Genomic DNA, 17,759 nt, shown 5'->3' with positions numbered 1-17,759 from the left:
TTTTGCTTCCTGGGCAATACACCCGCACTCTTGCACCCTTGGTTATTTCTGGTGTAGCGATCGCCTCCTTGGTGGTTTCTTCTGAAATAGAGTTAGCCTCTGACGTCACCACGCAGTCATTATAACGAAGTTGCCGCTTTCTTGCTGCGAATTGATCGGGAAACGGGTAAGCGGGGAGTTGAGAAGGATTATGCTCTAGATGCATACTGCCAAATTCTAGCCCAGCGTCACCAGTTGATTAATAATCTTCGATCTGAGTTGCGATCGCTATTACTAGAGATGGGCAATACCATCGTACCAATGGGCAGTGAGATGATGTTGATGCTAAAAACGCCTTGCTGATGCCGCCTCTGTTTTGAACACTGAACATAATTGTGCAGTTGCCAAAGCTAACAATATTTCTGCAAGTGAGTATCGCGCTCGTAAGAGCAAAGATTACTTGAAACCCGAAGAAGTTTATGAATGTGAGAAGTTTAGAATTCCTTTCGTGGAATAGTGCTTCGTGCGCTGGTTCTATTACAAACTTTGCGAGGCATTGCCATGCTCGGTCTGCAATCGTTGGAATTTTGCTGTCGCAAGGCGTTGGTCTTCAGTCCACAATATCAACCCGCTTTAAAGCAGCAGTTAGTTCTGTCATAAATTCCACAAAAACGCGAACTTTAGCTGAGATATAGCGTTTTTGTGGATACAACACTGCGATCGGCAACCCAACTTCAGGGATATATGACTGGAGGATCAGGGTCAAGTCTCCTTTGGCGATCGCGTTGGCGGCAATAAACTTGGGCAACTGAGCTATACCCGCTCCTGCAATCACTGCCTCCAGAATGACTTCTGAGTTATCGAATTGCAGATAGCTGTCAACGGTAAGGTCGAGCAATCTACCATCTTGTTCAAACTTCCAGGTCGGCTCTTGTCGGGTTTGTGGAAAGACAAAGTTGACACAGCGATGCTGCAATAGCTCGGTCGGTACTGTGGGCGTCCCATATCGGTCAAGATACTGCGGCGCGGCACAGGTGATATAGCGTGCTGTTGCTAGGTGGTGCATGATTAGACGGCTATCGGTACTCAATCCAATTCGCACCGTTGCATCAATCCCTTTCTCAACGAGATCGATCAAGCGATCGCTAAACGACACATTCAGCTTGAGATTAGGATAGTCTGCGGCAAATTTCAACAGAGCTGGAGCAATGTGCAGTTTGCCATACGTAAAGCTCAGATCCAGCCTCAACGTTCCAAGCGGCATTGATTGCGATTGTTTGACTTCGAGTTCGGCTTCTTCCAAATCGTTGAGAATTTGCCCAGAGCGTTGATAAAATCGGTTGCCAGCTTCGGTAAGCGTCAAACTGCGAGTTGTTCGCTGGAGCAAGCGCACCCCCAAGTCATCTTCCAAGCGCAATACGGCTCGACTCACGGCTGACGGAGCCATACCTAACTGTCGTGCTGCCTCTGAAAAGCTACCATATTGAGCGGAGCGCATAAAAATCATCAGGCTTTTGAGCTTGTCCATTAACGCAAACGCATCTTTGAATTTTTTGCATAACTGTTTTGAATTTTATCTACTTTTTCTCTGTTCTTGCATAAGCTATCGTTTAACTAAGTTCAAATTTGAACTCTACAAAGAAGTAACTATCATGTACCGCTGGTTTGAGTGCGTCGGCTACGCAGCAGATTTGACGCAGTTGCAACGCGAGTTTCCGGCACCGACCGACTTTGAGTCATATTTGCGCGATCAGGGCTAGGCACTCGCCTGAAGCGCAATGAACATCAAGACAATTAGGAGAGAACGATGAAAGTATTGATGGTAGGAGCAACGGGTAAATACGCTAGCCTCGTCGTGCCCGAACTGAGGCAGCGCAGGGTAACGGTACGGGCGCTGGTGCGAGATCAGAGCAAGTCCGATGCGGCGCGGCAGCAGGGCGCGGAGGAGATCGCGATCGCAGACCTCCAAGATCCGGACAGTCTTCATGCTGCTGCTAGTGGAGTAGACGGCGTGTTTCACATCAACCCTGCCTTCGCGCCGAATGAGGCGGAGTTGGGCGTAGCGATGGTTGAGGCGGCTAAAGCCTCTGGTGTCCGAAAGTTCGTCTTCTCCAGTGTCATCCATCCATCCATCTCTAAGCTAAGCAACCATGCGGCGAAACGTCCGGTCGAAGCAGCCTTGTACGAGTCAGGCATGGATTTTACCGTATTGCAGCCAACCATGTTTATGCAAAACTTTGACAGTAGTTGGAACACTGTACTGGAGCAAGGATGCTTCTCGCTGCCCTACTCTAAATATGCAAAGGCGTCCTATGTAGACTACCGCGATGTGGCAGAGGTGGCAGCATTAGCGCTGACGGGAGATCGATTAGGCTATGGCACGTTTGAGTTATGTGCCCCTGGCATGGTCAACCGCATAGAGCTAGCGGCGATGATGAGTGAAGCGATCGGGCGCACCGTTGAGGCTGGCGAACCGTCGTTCGATGAGTGGACGCAGGCTGCACATATCTCGGAAGGTTCTAGGCGCGAGGGCATGAGAACAATGTATGCCGATTACGACCAGTATGGGTTTCCCGGTGGCAATGCATTGGTACTACGAGCGATTCTCGGACGGGAACCCCGTTCGCTACAACAGTACATCCAAACGCTAGCAAGCCGCACAACGTCCTCGTGAGTGTAGCAAGTTCGCCCCTACTTGAATTCAACGAATGGTTCATGGAGACTCTGAAGAGATCCGTTTGCGTTGACATCAAGCAACTAACAATCAAATAACCCTGGAAAAAGTGAGCTAAAAATGTAAGTTTCTGGTTGTGCTGTGTCCCAACCAATTGCCCTGCGGCATAACGACCCTGTTCACTCGCCGCCAGCCACTTCTGGGACTCAACGAAGCACGGGGCTTGTACCCATCTTTTCGGTCACAGTCGCCAGAAATCGAATTATTTGATTGCAGCTGCTGATGTCTACGAAAATTTGACAACAATTTGTTGTCAAAATTCCTCGGATAATAAGGCGAAAGTCAAGGGTATTACGCTTCAAGACTGCTGTTTTTGGGAATTTTACTTGATATGTCGTGATTTACGAAGCCAAGCATCATTGCAATCCCATTTATTTTAGGTCTCTATAGCACCTAAATCTTTCAGAGTTGCTTTTTGTGCTTCAGTAATGCCTGTAACACCTGTAATGTTCATGCCTTCATAAAAACGAATATTTCTGAATGTTCTCAAACATTCCCCTGTAACAGTATCCCAAAGTTTAATCATCTCATCAGCGCCACCACTGGCGAGAATGCGGCCTTTGCTGTGCGGTGCATAAGCCACAGCAGACACCCAAGAAGTATGACCCAGCAAGGTCTTCAAGGTTTTTCCCCTGTTGACATCCCACAGTTTTACAGTACAGTCTTGGCTGGCACTAACGATGATCTTGCCATCTGGATTCCAAGCCAGTGAAGATATCCAGTTTGTATGTTCTTGCAATGTCTTAATTAACCGTCCTGTCTTGACATCCCAAAGTTTAACAGTTGAGTCACCACCGCTACAGGCGATGATCTTGCCGTCAGGACTCCAGACCAGTGGACGGACTGCACTATTATGCTCTAAGGTCTGCAAAAGTTTTCCTGTACGGGCATCCCAGAGCCTAACAGTATGATCTTCACTAGCACTAGCCAGCATTGTCCCATTGGGACTCCACGCCACTGACCAGACCCAGTTTGTATGCCCCTGCAAGGTGTTGATCACTTGTCCTGTTTGCAAATCCCAAAGCTTGACACTGTTGTCAACGCTGCTACTAACAAGCACAGTGCCATCAAGACTCCAGTCTACCCCGAACACCCAGTTACTATGCCCTTGTAGCGTTCTCAAGACTTTGCCTGTTTGGATATTCCAGAGCTTGATGCTATTGTCAGCGCTACCACTGGCGATCATTGTGCCATCAGGACTCCATGCCACAGAGTATACCCAATTGGTATGCCCTTGTAGTGTTCTCAAAGCTTGGCCAGTATAAGCATCCCAGATTCTCACAATTTGGTCTTCACTACCACTGGCGATCATTGTGCCATCAGGACTCCATGCTATCGAGTGTAGCCAATTAGTATATCCTTGTAGTGTTCTCAAAGCTTGGCCAGTGTGGATATTCCAGAATTTGACAGTATGATCAACACTGCCACTAGCAAGCATTGTACCATCAGAATTCCATGCTACTGATCGTACCCAGTTGGTATGTCCTTGTAGCGTTTTGCTAACATTTCCAGTACTCATATCCCAAAGCTTGACGGTGCAATCATCTCCTCCACTGGCAAGTATCGTGCCATCAGAATTCCATGCTACTGATCGTACCCAGTTGGTATGTCCTTGTAGCGTTTTGCTAACATTTCCAGTACTCACATCCCAAATCTTGATTGTGTGGTCAACACTGCCACTTGCTAGTTTTGTCCCATCCGGACTCCAGATGACAGACAAAACTTGATCAGTATGCCCCAGTAGTGTTTTAATTGCTTTGCCAGTCTGTACATTCCAGAGCTTAATCGAGTGATCAAAACTGCCACTTGCCAGTATCGTTCCATTTGGGTTCCAGTTGAGAGACGATACCCAACTATTATGCCCTAATAATATATTCAAGGTTTGCCCTGTGTCAACATCCCAAAATCTGATTGTATGGTCTTCACTGCCTGTAGCAATCATAAGCTGACTGGGATGCCAACTCAGAGAATGCACTGAATCAGTATGCCCTTGTAACGTTTTCAGTGCCTGGCCAGTACGAGCCTCCCAAAGCTTAACTCTATGATCTTGACTACCACTAGCAATCATGGTTCCGTCTGGACTCCAAACCACAGACATGACCCAGTTGGTATGTGCCTTGCAAACCCAAAGTAGTTGGTTGTCTATAACTTTCCACAGGCGAATTTCGCCGCTAGGCTCTCCGGTAGCTAGGAAGGTGCCATCTGGGCTAAAAGCGAGACAGAAAATGTCACTGAAGGTTTCTGTAAATATAGACTTAGCCAAATCAGCGTAGGCAAAATTAACTTGATGTAGATTGATTTGTGATAGAAAGGCTTGCCAAATTGCTAGTCCGGAAAAGTCATAGCCTGTCAAATTCAGTTGCAACTGACAACAAAGGTTGATTAAATTGCCAGCACCGTAGTTGGATGATGAAATGGTTAATGTTCGTAAGAACTCTAGAATATTTTTAATCTGTTGCTCAATAGCTGAAGTTGAACTAAATGTTGCTTGGAACTGGTGAGCAATTGGTTGCAAAATTAACCGCACCTGACTGGCTCTGATATAATCCTTAGCAGTCGTTTTAATCAGTGCATAGCTGAGTAGCAAGGAAAGATTCTTGGTTGTCAGTTCAGTGGTGATCTTCTGAATCAAAGAATCAGTCACATATTCCATCACCACTGGCTGTTGCGTATAACTGCCCGATTGTTTTTCAATTAAAGACCGTCCCCACAATCCCTCTAAGGCTTCCAATAAATTGGCTTTGGAAACCTTAGGTAAAATATCTTCGTATAGTTCAGCGATCGCTGTCCACTCTCGATTAATGGCTAACCAATACATTATGGTTTGCTCTAATGAGGAAAGACGATTAAATTGCTGCTCTAGTAATCGCCGAATGCTGTTAAAGATAATGGTATTTTGGGTTAAAAATGCTTGAATATCCCCGTCAAACAAGTCTTGAATTGAAGTGGCGACAATCTTTAATGCTAGGGGATTATTGCTATAGCACTCACAAAGTGTTTCCACAGCAGAAGTAGATGACAATTGTTTTTGTTCATCTGCACCTACCAGCCCTTTTGCTTGTAGTAAAGCTTTTGCCACCTCTGATGATCCACTCAGTCGCAATGATCGCACCGCCAGTTCCACACCCTCCAAAGCGGCGACTTCGTGGGGCTTTTCCCGACTGGTGAGGATTAAGCAACTTTGATGAGCAGTTTCCGCAATCAACCGTAGTAGATCACCGTATCCTTCATAGCCAGCGAGATACAAGCTAATATCACCGGGCTGCAAAATTGTCTCTACATTGTCTAAAATTAGCAAACAACGGCAAGTTCGCAGGTAATGCAGCAAACGTGCTATGTCTGCCTTGGCTTCCTGCTGATCAGACAGCAGTAGTACTAGGTCAGCCAAGAGAGTTGCTATTTGTGGGGCGTTACGCAGACTTCGCCAAATCACATATTCAAATTCTACCTGAATTTCTTGTGCCAGCTTGACTGCTAAAGCCGTTTTTCCAATCCCGCCCATGCCCAGCACAGCCACCAAACGGCAGCGATCCCTGACAATCCATTGTGCTAACTTGGTAAGTTCTGGCGTACGTCCATAGAAATGAGTAACATCAATTGCCTCTTCCCAGTCTCTATGTTTGTTAGTCGTTTCTAGATGAGATTGGACAGGGACAATTTGAGATGGGACTTGATCGCCTACATCAGCAATCTCTTGCCAATCTATCTCTATTCGGCGACAAATTTCTATAAAGGTTGCATAATCAACAGATTTACCCGTTAGGAATTTGCTGACTGTGGATAAAGCCAGCCCTAAATCTTCAGCCAGGGATTTTTGGGTGGGGAAAGCAGCGTGTCTGACAGCCAATCTGACTTTTTTCAGCCATTCAGCCTTAACTTTCAGCGATCGCGCCACGATTTACCCCCTAAGTACATATAGCTAATTGTAAAGTAAATCAGTCACAAGTCAGTTACAAATCAGTTAATTATCACGTTTAAACTCGGTTGAGAACATGGTTTGATGAATTTGTCAGGCTAAAATGTCTGGCAAAATACTGAGACATCAACTCCAACCCAAGGAGTAAATAAAATGATCCAATTTTAAGGAGCTTTATTTTCCACTTTTTGTCTATAAAGTTTAGTTTCTGTTATGAAATAAAGCCTCAAACCTCGATTAAATCAAAGTCTCAAAATTTGGCTTTAATTATTGTTTTCCGAGAATGACAAAACAGGGTTAATCAATAAATTGTCAAGATTGTGCTGCCCAAGGTGGTATTTGAGTATACCCAGGATAATTAATTTACCCCAATCGCTCTGCGACTCAAATCCTGGGGCAATAGTGGGTTTGATGCACCAAATGACTTAGTAGAGGGTGAGTTGGTGCGGATGAAACCGGCGATCGCACTCCATGAAAGTGGTCGATTTGCTTTTAGCGTAGGAGAAATTGTCCTGGATTTAAGCGTCAACAATACGCCACCAGAAATCGCCGAATTCTTTGGCGTGGATGCTTCATTCTTGCGGATCAAAGGCAATGGACAGACACAAAATCCTCTTGCCACCTGCCAATCTGCTCAGTTTGGAAAACCCATCCAGGGTAGAGAATAGCATTTCGCAAGTGATCAGTTTTCAAACCGATTTACCTTTGCGCTCTACACCTGTGGGCGTTGCCAAGATTGAAGTCACTCGCCTGACTACAAATTTCCAAACTCGGAAAGTCGAGCGTACCAAACTGCTGTCTGTGAATGGCGTACAACTTTCACTTTAACTAACTTTTAATCCATGAACAAACACAAATCAAGTCATCAGAAATCCTCTGTTAGCTCAAACTTCGCTGACTTAGATATTTCATTAAAGTTGTTGGTAAATGATGTATCAGATTCTGTTCTCATTCCTCTAACGAACCTAACTGCTAATGCTAAATTTTCGCAAACAATCACAACGTCTTTTGGTAATGACTTTAATGTTAGTAAATTAGAGACATTACGTAACCAGTGGGCAGCGCGTGATTTTTCTCAATTACCTACTTTTGAAATTCGGTCAACACAAGACCTTGGTGGAGCTAGAGGAGCCTTTTCTCAAACTAATAACACGATTTACATATCAGCAGAATTCTTCAGCGAAAATGCCAGCAATTATGGCTCAATTAAGAATATTTTGCTAGAAGAAATTGGTCACTTCATCGATGCCCAAATTAATCAAGTTGATTCACCAGGGGACGAAGGAGAAATTTTTGCCAATCTGGTACAGGGACGCACCCTTACTCAGGAGCAATTGCAACAACTGAAAACAGAAAATGATGCTATTACCATTACAGTTGATGCACAAACACTACCAGCAGAAGCCGCAACCACAGCAACCGATAATCTCGGTTTGTTGGCAGGTAAAATCACCAACTCGACCAACACAGGCTTACTCGACAAAATCAAATTAACCCTAGACAGCCTAATTCCAGACACCAGCCAACTACCGCTGATTGATAAAAAACTAGACCTCAAAGGCGAAATAGACAAATTTATTGACGGGCTGAGAACTCAGATTGCGGAGGCGCTGAATAAAGGTCAAAATGACGCCGTTGGAAAAATCCAAACAGGACTATTTAATGCTCTGAGTGGAGCAGGGATACTGCTTGATTCTACTGGAGATAACCAGATTCTACTTAACGACATCGTTGTCGTTAACGATCCGAAAAATATTACCTTCGATTTCAAGCTAGGTAAAAACTTTGATCCCAACATCACATTTGATGAAAAACTGGGTCTACCAAAACTAGGTCTTAATCTCCTAGGTCTTAATCTCACTGGTGGCATTAGCTCGGATTTAAAATTTGAGTTAAGCGTAGGGTTCGGCGTTGACGATTCCACAGATCCTCAAAATGCGGTCTTCTTGAAGACATTACCATCTGCCAATGAATTCAAAGCTAATCTTGGAGTGAGGCTAAAAGACAAAACAGGCAAGCCTATAAAGTTTAGTGGTAATCTTGGTTATCTTAATCTTACTGCTGAAGACACCACTCCCGGCAACACCAATAACTTAAACGCTAACTTTGAATTTAATGTCAAAGGTGGCGATCCTACTGATGGCCGAATTAGATTTTCTAACCTCAGCAACTTGGGTATTGACCCCACCCCACTGACTGCTGATGCAAACCTCAGCTTACATCTAGACACAGGAGTTGGCAGTCAACCACCCCCAGATGATCCCAATGACCCAACGCCACCCATTAATGCTGATTTTCCCTCTGTTGAAGCTGATTTCAAACTGACAAATTTAACCTTCAACAGCAAAAACCCTGCTACACCTAAGCCCAATGTGGCGTTTAACGATGTCAATTTGGACTTTGGTTCATTTATCAGCAATTTTGGGAAAACGGTGTTCGGGAAAGTGAAAACGATTACTGGCCCCCTTGAGCCTATCATCAATACCCTAGAGAAGAAACTGCCAGTTATTGACGCTTCTCTAGTCAATATTGCTCAATTTGCTGCCGAAAGCAATCTATTTGGCTCAACTATTGGCCCAGGAACTATAAAATTTATTGATACTGTCACCAAAGTTGGTGATTTAGTTAACAAATTTCCTACTGGCGCTGGCAATATCAAGCTAGCACTGGGAAGTTTTGACCTCAGCAAAAACGATGTCCGCGATGCTAATGGCGAACTGACTCCCAATACAACCGACACAAAAAATCCCCTTGACCAACTTGCAACTGCTGGCAATGGCAACAACACAATCAATGAATTTATTACAGCACTTGTAGCTTTATTTGATAATCAGGAACCTTCGACTTCTGATAATACAAAAGCCCTAATTGCTGAAATCGCTCAAGACTTGAACTCTGATGATTTGAAGAAATTCATCCCGATTTTGGCTGACCCAACTTCTGTATTTAATGTGTTGTTAGGTAAGCAAGTAGAACTGTTTGCTTACAACACACCAGTGTTGGAGTTTAGAACAGGGTATGCTCAATCCATTCCGATTTTTGGGCCGATTAGCTTACGAATTGGTGGAAGTGTAGGTGCAAGCGCTCAGGTAAGGGTAGGCTATGACACCCAAGGGTTGATTGAATTCCAAGAAAATGGTGATGCTACCTCACTTCTGGATGGCTTTTTTGCAGGTAGACCGCTTGGAGATATCGATAAAAATGGCGCCGGAGATGGAGTTAGAGATCATAACCTAGAACTGAGTGGTGAAATCACTGCGGAAGCTGCTATTGATGTGCAATTCGCTAGTGCGGCAGTTGGGGGTGGTATTGGGCTGACAGTTGGCTTTGACCTTGGTAATGATGATGCTAACCCCAGCAACCAATTTGACCCACAAAATTACAAAATACGTGGCAGTGACATCATCGAGAACATTGATTCCCCATTTTGTTTGTTCAGCCCAAGTGGCGAATTAGCTGCAATTATTTTTGGTCAGGTAACTTTGAATCTGGGCTTTTTTAATTTCTCTAAACGCTTGGATCTTGCCAATATTAAATTGGTCAGCTTTACAGCAGATGACTTTGGGGGCGATCCTTGCGCGGGCGAACAATCAGACCACTACAATGTCGAAGACCCTGAACCACCCAAGGAAGATTCACCTTTGGGTCAAGAACTGCTTGCACAAGGCATTATTGACCGCAAAGCCACAGGCAATAAAGATATCATCACTATTGAACACCTGTCAGGAGATCAGAAGGGCGACCCAACTAACAAAGTTAACACTAGTACCGAGAAAATCAAGATCATTGGTTTAGACCCTGCACCCGGTAAGGAATACCAAAAGGTCAAGCTAATCATTTTGAGTCTTGGTGAAGGAGACGACACCTTTAGTTCCATTGGTGGTGTTCAGGCCCCCATTCAAATTAAAGGTGGTAAAGGAAATGACACCATCACCACCGGGGATGGGAATGACTTCCTCAATGGCGGTGCGGGGAACGACATCCTCAATGGCGGTGGCTCTAAGGATAACACGGCTGACTATAGCGATTCACCAAATGGTATTGTTGTCAATCTCAGTGCTAGTGTTGCTACCAATGACGGCTTTGGCAACCAGGATCTTCTCCAAAATATACAGAATGTTGTGGGGTCAAAGTTTGGTGACACCATCACTGGCACGAATGAAAAAAATGTCTTCCAAGGTGGTAAGGGAAATGATACCCTTAAAGGCTTGGGAGGCGATGATGTATTACTGGGTGAACTGGGAGCTGATGACATCGACGGTGGAGAAGGAAAAGATACAATTACCTACATCGGTTCTCTAGCGCCAGTCTACGTTAATCTTTCTACTAGTAGTGTGCCTTTTATCTCGCCAATAGATAAAACTACAGTTGGTTTGCCCCCTACTAATAGAGGAGTGGGTGGCGAAGCTGCTGGAGACAAACTCACCAGTATTGAAAATCTCCAAGGGTCGGTTCATAACGACATTCTCGCGGCTAGCGATATCGGTGGTAATGTTTCTGGCTTGGGTGGAGATGATATTCTGATTGCCGGGCCCAAAGACGATATCTTTAATGGTGACAGTGGTAACGACTGGGTTTCTTACCAACGTTCAAACGCTGGAGTTGAGGTTCATCTAGTACTACCAGATGGTAATGCTGGCGGTGGTTTTGCCGCAGGAGATAAACTGCTTTCACTCCGAAATCAAGAGAATGTTGCTACACAACGAAACTCAATTGAAAACCTGGAAGGTTCAAAATTCCAAGACGTCTTAGAGGGTGATATTGGTAATAACATTCTTAGGGGTTTAGCAGGTAATGACTTGTTGTTCGGAAATGAAGGCAATGACACCCTAATTGGAGGTGCTGATGCCGATGTTCTCGATGGCGGCGGTAGTATTGATTTGGCTGATTATAGCGAATCTTTACAGGGGGTAACTGTAAAACTACTGGGTGTCGGTGCTGGTGGTGATGCAAAAGGAGATACTTTTGCCAAGCTCGATAGTACTCATGCTACTGTCGAAAACTTACTGGGGTCAGACTTTGCCGATAACCTGACTGGTGATGGTGGTAATAATGAAATCAATCCTGGTCTAAGTAACTTCGGTACTGATGTTGTCGATGGGGGCGATGGAAACGATCGCCTAGTTATTGACTACTCTATTAATGATAAAAATGGTACTGGCGTTATTGGTGGTTTCAGTAATTTTGCTAACCCCACTAACTCCTTCTCTAGAGGCTCTGGTACTAATCCTCCCATCCAAGATGCAGTTTCTTTCAAAAATATCGAACGTCTCAAGGTTACAGCTACTAGTAAAGCAGATCAAATTTTTGGAGGTGCTGATGACGATGTGATCTTGGGTGGCGATGGTAATGATACTATTGCTGGCGGTCGAGGCAACAATCTAATTTTAGGGGATGATGGCAATGATTTTATTAAGGATCAAAACGACGCCAGTTTAGGATTTTCGGGCACACCTGGTAACAGTTTTATTATTTTGAGTGGTGGCGCGGGAGTTGATACTCTCTCAATTGACCTCTCTGGGAAATCAGAAGATATTACCTTAATCAGTCTTAATCCTTTACAGGAGAGTATTAATCAACAGTTAATTCTGTCAGATGGCAGTGTCATTACCCTATTTGAAGCTTTCCGAGACATTAAAACAGGTGTTGGCAAAGACCAACTGACTCAACTAGGCAGAGTCGATAACAACTTCACTACAGGCGGTGGTAATGACACGATTAATATTGGCCTGGGGATTGATATAGTAGATGGCGGCAGCAGTACAGGTGATGATGACCTATTGGTTATCGATTACTCAGTGGGGGATGTTGGTTCAGGTATCCTGTCTTTTTTCAATGGAACTAACGGTGGTGAGATCCACCGCAATGTTACTAACAGCACAACAGCATTAGATAAAGTGAATTTTAGTAACATTGAACGTTTGAACGTCACTGGTACGAGTAAGGCTGATCAACTTGCTGGTGGCAATGGAACTGACATACTCATTGGGAACAATGGAGATGACGTCATTATTGGTAATAAAGGCAATGATTCCTTATCTGGTGGAGCCAACAATGATTTCTTGATTGGTGTGAGATTAGGCCCTTCTCCCGCCTCTGGCAATGAAATTGATACCTTGACAGGTGGTACAGGGAAAGATGAATTTTGGCTAGGGGATGAAAGGGAAATTTACTATGATGATGAAAATCTAGTAACATCAGGGCTGAATAACCAAGGACAGATTACTGACTTTAATCCTGGTGAAGGCGACATTATTCAACTGCATGGTAAGTCCAGTGATTACATTGTCAAAGAGATACGTACAGGTACACAGATTTTCCTGCGAGACCTCAATACCGTAGATGAATTAATCGGCTTTGTGCAAGAATTTACTAAATTTGACCTCAATGCAAGTTATGTCAGGTACGTTGATAGTACCCCCGATTCTGTTTCGACTAGTAGTATTACTAGCTTGAATGCTGTACCTGTGCCAACTAATCCTGTCCAGCCTACAACAGATAACACGACAGCAACTACACCTCAACAAATCCCTACTGTAGCTGATACACTACTACCAGTTTTTGAGATCAAGCAAAATGGCAATGGCTTCGATTTACTTAATCTGCTAAGAGGTATAACCAACAACCATATTTTTGAATTCGATGTCAAACTTACTGGTGATCCTAGAGCTTTTGGTACTTTCCAAAATGATCCCTTTGGTCTAGGTGCTGGGGTAGTTCTGAGTACTGGCAAAGTCAAAGATTTAGCGGGTGTCAACACGGCCGACGGTGGTTTTGCTCCTGGTAATGGTGGCTCCCCTGGTGGTGCTAGCATTCCCCTACAATTTCAAAAATTGGCTGGCTCAACTAGCACAGGAACAGGAGTATTCCGGGCTGATCTTTCAAGCATCGGAGTTGATCTTAATTCTCTGACGATCGCTGACAATGGAAGTGGAAAAGGTGGTGCTGGTGGTAAATTTAGTGGCTTTGACTTAGATGCCATCAAACTCAGTCGGACTCTAGTGACTTCAGCAGCAGACATTGCAGCCTTACCAGGTTTGGATGTGTTCAACTTTAGTCCAATCGGAACCATTCTAACACCAGGAACTCAACGTCCTTCAACTGTACCCCCATTTGACCCTGTTGCAGCAGATTTGAATGGTACTCTCAATGGTATTGTTAACAATGCGATCGCAACCTTAGGCAAGTTTGACTCTAACTCAACTGCCACTAAATCTGCCACCTTAGGGGATGGAGGAGAAATTAGGTTTGATTTGACAAGCCCTGTTTCTACAGACAGTCCTCTGTATTTATATGTTGGGGATGCTGGAAACGATGATGGTACACCATTAGGAAATGTTAATGCCTCAAATCAACCCACTGGCGGACAAAACGACCTCAGCACTGACTTTGGTACTCCTGGGGCGGCTGATGACACTACCTCAATGGAAATTAGCTTTTTCGCTGATGAGACAGCACCAACAGCGTTCTTCCAGTTTGTCGTCAGTTCTGAGGAGTTTGTCGAATACGGTGGTAGCCAGCTCAATGATGCCTTTAGCTTTAAGTTGAATGGTCTGGATTTAGCGCAGTTGAATGACGGTTCAGCTGTAACAATCAACAACCTAACTCCCACACCGTTTAGTTCTAACTCTGATTTTATTTACAACCCCGCAGGAACTGGCCCAGCCGCCAACCAAACTAAGCTGGATGGCTATAGTAAAGTGTTAACCTTTGCTGGTCCAACGATACCCAATGTTAAAAACACCTTAGTGGTTAGTGTTAAAGATGTCCGGGATGGTTCTCTAGACTCTGCCATCTTCCTTAAAGGTGCCACACTGGGAACCGTTGATCCCAATAATCTTCCTGGTAGCGTAGACGTTACTGTTGGGGATAAAGACTCGGTAATTGCAGAAGGAGGGATTGGAACTAGCGCAACAATCGCCCTCAAAACGATTCCCAAGGATAACGTTATCATTACCATTGACCCAGATAAACAGCTAGATGCTGGCAATGGCGGTGATAAACCCCTGACGCTAACCTTTACACCAGGGAATGCTTTAACTCCTGTGGTTGTTCCAATTAAGGCGGTAGATGATACTATCTTTGAGGGAAACCACAAGGGTAAACTGTCCTTTACCATCAACAGTAATGACCCCGCCTACAAGAGTCTATCGATTCCCGACAGCACAATAGATATTATTGACAATGACTCTCTCATATTGCGTGGTAGCATCAAGATTACCCCGAAAATTAATGGACTGGCGGCTACAGAAGGTGGTGCAAAAGGCGGGTTTGCGATCGCCCTTGACACTGTTCCCACTGATACTGTTACCATCACCATCGACCCAGATAAACTCACAGGTGTAGGTCAAGGCCCAGACAAACCGCTAACATTGACCTTTACACCAGAAAATGCTTTAACACCTCAGCTTGTCGATATCACAGGAGTCGATAATCAAATCGTTGACGGCGACCACACAGGTACTATCACCTTTAAAGTCAACAGTAACGACCCAGCATACAACGGCCTGTCAATTCCCGACCAGAAGATAGCAATTAAAGACAACGATGTCTTCAACAAAATCACAGGTACACCAGGTCGAAATACCTTAGTAGGCACAAATGACCCCGACCAATTAATTGGCGACCAAGGTAAAGACATCCTTACAGGTGGAGGTGGAGGAGATCAATTTATTTACACCAAAATTAGAGATGCAGGAGATATCATCACCGACTTTACCATAGGTGAAGACCAAATTGTCCTAACACAACTTCTCAGTAGCTTAAAACTTGGTGCAGCCAACATTGGGTTTAGGGACACAGTAAATGGTACTCAAATCACCCTGTCTACAATAGATGGCGTCTTTAGACCATTCATTCTGGTACAAGGCAACGATGTGAACGCCACTACCTTGAATAATCCCAGCAACTTAGTATTTTAGTTCTTCGGTAGAGAGCGATCGCTCTCTACTTTTGACTTTGCAAAGAACCTCTCAAACCCTCATATCTCTTTGTTCTCTGCGTTCTCTACAGTTTGTTTTCCAGTAAGGATTCAGGTCTAATAGTTAGGAAGTAGAGACGGGCGAGACTGATAATTTCTACCCAAATTTCTAGCCACTCAGTACGCAGGTACTCACAGTAAAATTGTTGGCGAATTAAATCCCAATTAATAGCACGAGTTAAAATCGGTTGCAAGTTTGGATAAGCATCATTATTTCCAGTTGACGGGCGGTATAATTTCTGAACATTGATACGTTTAAGACGCGGCATTAACTGAAAACCCAATAAATGACAGAAAGCAAAAGCCACTTCATTTTGACCGTGACTATCCACATAATTTGTCTCCACTTTCATCTGGGTACAGTGGCGTAATAATCCTTCAATCATGGCTGCCACCGTCGCGCGAGTACGCGCGCCCGCTTCGCTAACAGAAGAAGAACAAGTTTTTAACTGCGAATAAATACAAACAGAATTTTTCTCAACGTGCCAATAAATCATCACACCCCGTCCACCATAACGGATGTGCCACTCAGTCATTAAGTTTTGATCCCAAGCACCAAACTTTTTCGAGTCAGAAGCGCAGGCGGTTGTACCCTCTCCCCAAATAGTGGGAATTCTGGCAGTAAAAATCGCATTTGCAACACAGGCAATAGCATTGCGTAATTGTTCTTTCTGAATAAAATGACGCTTGACATGGAGTAAATCTTGATAATTATCGCCTTTAATCTCATCACTTAAACGCTTTAATCCAGTATTTGTTCCTAAACCATATAAACAAAGTAACAAGCGTTTTTGTAAAGTATAGTCGCCTAAAACCTCTCTGGTTGATACACTCCGAAAGTGCTGACTAAAATTTACTCGCAAATCAGTTTCTTTGAGAATATCTAAGAGGCTAGTCATCCGCCAACGTCGAGTAATTTCACTTTTTAAACGAGTCAAATTAGCAGGTTCATTTTGAGGATTCAGAGGAGAAACACAAATTCGACTTTTACCTGTATTTTTAATTGTGACTAATTTATTCTTAGGTATTCCTTTAGACAATAAAGTTAATGCTTCATCCATCTGTTTTTGCAAATTAGCAATAAAGACTTCCACATCTGAGGGTTGTTTCAATGCTTGGAAATATTCTAATCTTTGCACCTCAAAATCAGCAGGTAAATCTTCTTCAGGGTTTCTGTAACGATTAGCGCCTACAACCCAGATTTCCTTGCATCTGAGCTTTTCTCTCAATGCTTGCAGCACGCTCAACTCATAATTAATGCGATTAACTTTGATTTCGCCGTCTGCTCCCACACTTCAGGGTTTAGCTCTAGCACTTGGCGTGCCTCAAGAATATTTGGATGCTGTAATCAAGGGCGAGGAAGTATCTCAGGTTAGAGGGGTTAAGTTTTGTCCTCAATGTTGGAATCCTGGCGCTGCGGTTGACCCTATGTGGGGTCATGTCAAAGCCAAGTTTTGTTACCTGTGCGGTACACCGATTCGAGCTAACTGCGCGAATTGCGGTGAGTTGGTGTTGTCTTTGAGACACCGATTTTGTCCAATTTGCGGCTGTGCTTATAAAACGCCCGTCAAAACAGCTAAAACCAAATCATGAACTCTTTTTTCTCAAACCCATATCCCACAATACTTTCAGCCTATCTTGCCCCTGGTGACAGCTTCGCTATATTTACGCCAAGATATGAGTTACTGTCGGTTGCGCTAGCGGTAGCGACGTAGGAACGTCACTGCCAAACCCAAAGGATGACGAAGATTTAGACTTCAACACCAAAACAAGCAATCCATAGGCAATGGGGTCTTAAACCCCTTTTAGCAAGGATAAAACTAAATTACATTAATGTATTTTTTTTGACGCTCATACACTTAAAAAATAATAAGCTTTTTTATCTTGAGGTAGTAAAAAAATAACTTTTCCAAGTATTTACTAGGATCCATGGTTAGTTTATCACTAAACCAAAAACAATGCATATTATTGTTTTCTAAAATGATGATGCTGCATTTCTAAATGGCTCAAAGATAGCTGGTGTTGCTGCAAGTCTTCCTAGTAATCCTAAAGTTTCTAAATTACTTGCTGGGGTTGAGGGCGAAAACAAAATATCAAGTAAGGATTCAGGTCTAATAGTTAGGAAGTAGAGACGGGCGAGACTGATAATT

9 protein-coding genes and 1 pseudogene are annotated in these 17,759 nt (G+C 43.9%); 7 read left to right on the top strand and 3 right to left on the bottom strand.

The window, feature by feature from the left end:
- Positions 1 to 141: 141 nt before the first annotated feature.
- Positions 142 to 342 carry a hypothetical protein gene (locus AC5JMF_RS20550; RefSeq protein ID WP_495797571.1) on the top strand — a complete coding sequence of 67 codons (201 nt, stop codon included), beginning with the start codon at positions 142 to 144 and terminating at the stop codon, positions 340 to 342.
- A 13-nt stretch (positions 343 to 355) separates the two neighbouring features.
- Positions 356 to 496, top strand: a complete 141-nt coding sequence (locus AC5JMF_RS20545) for a hypothetical protein (protein ID WP_495797570.1) — start codon at positions 356 to 358, stop codon at positions 494 to 496.
- Between the two features lie 93 nt (positions 497 to 589).
- Here the strand turns inward: AC5JMF_RS20545 and AC5JMF_RS20540 are convergent, their stop codons facing one another.
- Positions 590 to 1,486 (bottom strand): LysR family transcriptional regulator, encoded by an 897-nt coding sequence (locus AC5JMF_RS20540; RefSeq protein WP_495797572.1) that lies wholly within the window; start codon positions 1,484 to 1,486, stop codon positions 590 to 592.
- 300 nt (positions 1,487 to 1,786) lie between these two features.
- On the opposite strand from AC5JMF_RS20540, the gene AC5JMF_RS20535 reads away from it, so the two are divergent.
- On the top strand, positions 1,787 to 2,653 hold the full coding sequence (locus AC5JMF_RS20535; protein WP_495797569.1) for an SDR family oxidoreductase: 867 nt from the start codon (positions 1,787 to 1,789) through the stop codon (positions 2,651 to 2,653).
- Between the two features lie 436 nt (positions 2,654 to 3,089).
- On the opposite strand, the gene AC5JMF_RS20530 is transcribed toward AC5JMF_RS20535, so the two are convergent.
- Positions 3,090 to 6,608: a WD40 domain-containing protein gene (locus tag AC5JMF_RS20530; RefSeq protein WP_495797568.1), complete on the bottom strand. Its 3,519-nt coding sequence runs from the start codon at positions 6,606 to 6,608 to the stop codon at positions 3,090 to 3,092.
- 464 nt (positions 6,609 to 7,072) lie between these two features.
- Between AC5JMF_RS20530 and AC5JMF_RS20525 the strand changes: the two genes are divergently transcribed.
- Genes AC5JMF_RS20525 through AC5JMF_RS20515 form a run of 3 tightly spaced genes read left to right on the top strand, consistent with a single transcriptional unit; the run spans position 7,073 to position 15,550 of the window.
- Positions 7,073 to 7,297: a hypothetical protein gene (locus AC5JMF_RS20525; RefSeq protein WP_495797567.1), complete on the top strand. Its 225-nt coding sequence runs from the start codon at positions 7,073 to 7,075 to the stop codon at positions 7,295 to 7,297.
- Between the two features lie 10 nt (positions 7,298 to 7,307).
- The gene (locus AC5JMF_RS20520; protein ID WP_495797566.1) at positions 7,308 to 7,457 is read left to right on the top strand and encodes a hypothetical protein; all 150 of its coding nucleotides are present in this window, start codon (positions 7,308 to 7,310) and stop codon (positions 7,455 to 7,457) included.
- Between the two features lie 14 nt (positions 7,458 to 7,471).
- Entirely contained in the window at positions 7,472 to 15,550 is an 8,079-nt protein-coding gene (locus AC5JMF_RS20515) for a choice-of-anchor L domain-containing protein (protein ID WP_495797565.1), read from the top strand.
- A gap of 199 nt (positions 15,551 to 15,749) precedes the next feature.
- On the opposite strand, the pseudogene AC5JMF_RS20510 reads toward AC5JMF_RS20515, so the two are convergent.
- A pseudogene (locus AC5JMF_RS20510) lies at positions 15,750 to 16,898 on the bottom strand (Tn3 family transposase); the annotation flags it as partial.
- On the opposite strand from AC5JMF_RS20510, the gene AC5JMF_RS20505 reads away from it, so the two are divergent.
- Positions 16,867 to 17,202, top strand: coding sequence for a zinc ribbon domain-containing protein (locus AC5JMF_RS20505; RefSeq protein ID WP_495797564.1), 336 nt, complete (start codon positions 16,867 to 16,869; stop codon positions 17,200 to 17,202). The pseudogene AC5JMF_RS20510 and the gene AC5JMF_RS20505 overlap by 32 nt on opposite strands.
- Positions 17,203 to 17,759: the final 557 nt, after the last annotated feature.

This window comes from Desmonostoc vinosum (genome assembly GCF_059505385.1).
The sequence above is the reverse complement of the archived record's forward strand: the minus strand, read 5'-3'. Positions and strand labels throughout refer to the sequence as shown.

Coding starts and splice junctions, on each gene's coding strand:
- AC5JMF_RS20540 (WP_495797572.1), bottom strand. CDS start 1,486: ATGATTTTTATGCGCTCCGCTCAATATGGTAGCTTTTCAGAGGCAGCA.
- AC5JMF_RS20535 (WP_495797569.1), top strand. CDS start 1,787: ATGAAAGTATTGATGGTAGGAGCAACGGGTAAATACGCTAGCCTCGTC.
- AC5JMF_RS20515 (WP_495797565.1), top strand. CDS start 7,472: ATGAACAAACACAAATCAAGTCATCAGAAATCCTCTGTTAGCTCAAAC.
- AC5JMF_RS20505 (WP_495797564.1), top strand. CDS start 16,867: ATGCGATTAACTTTGATTTCGCCGTCTGCTCCCACACTTCAGGGTTTA.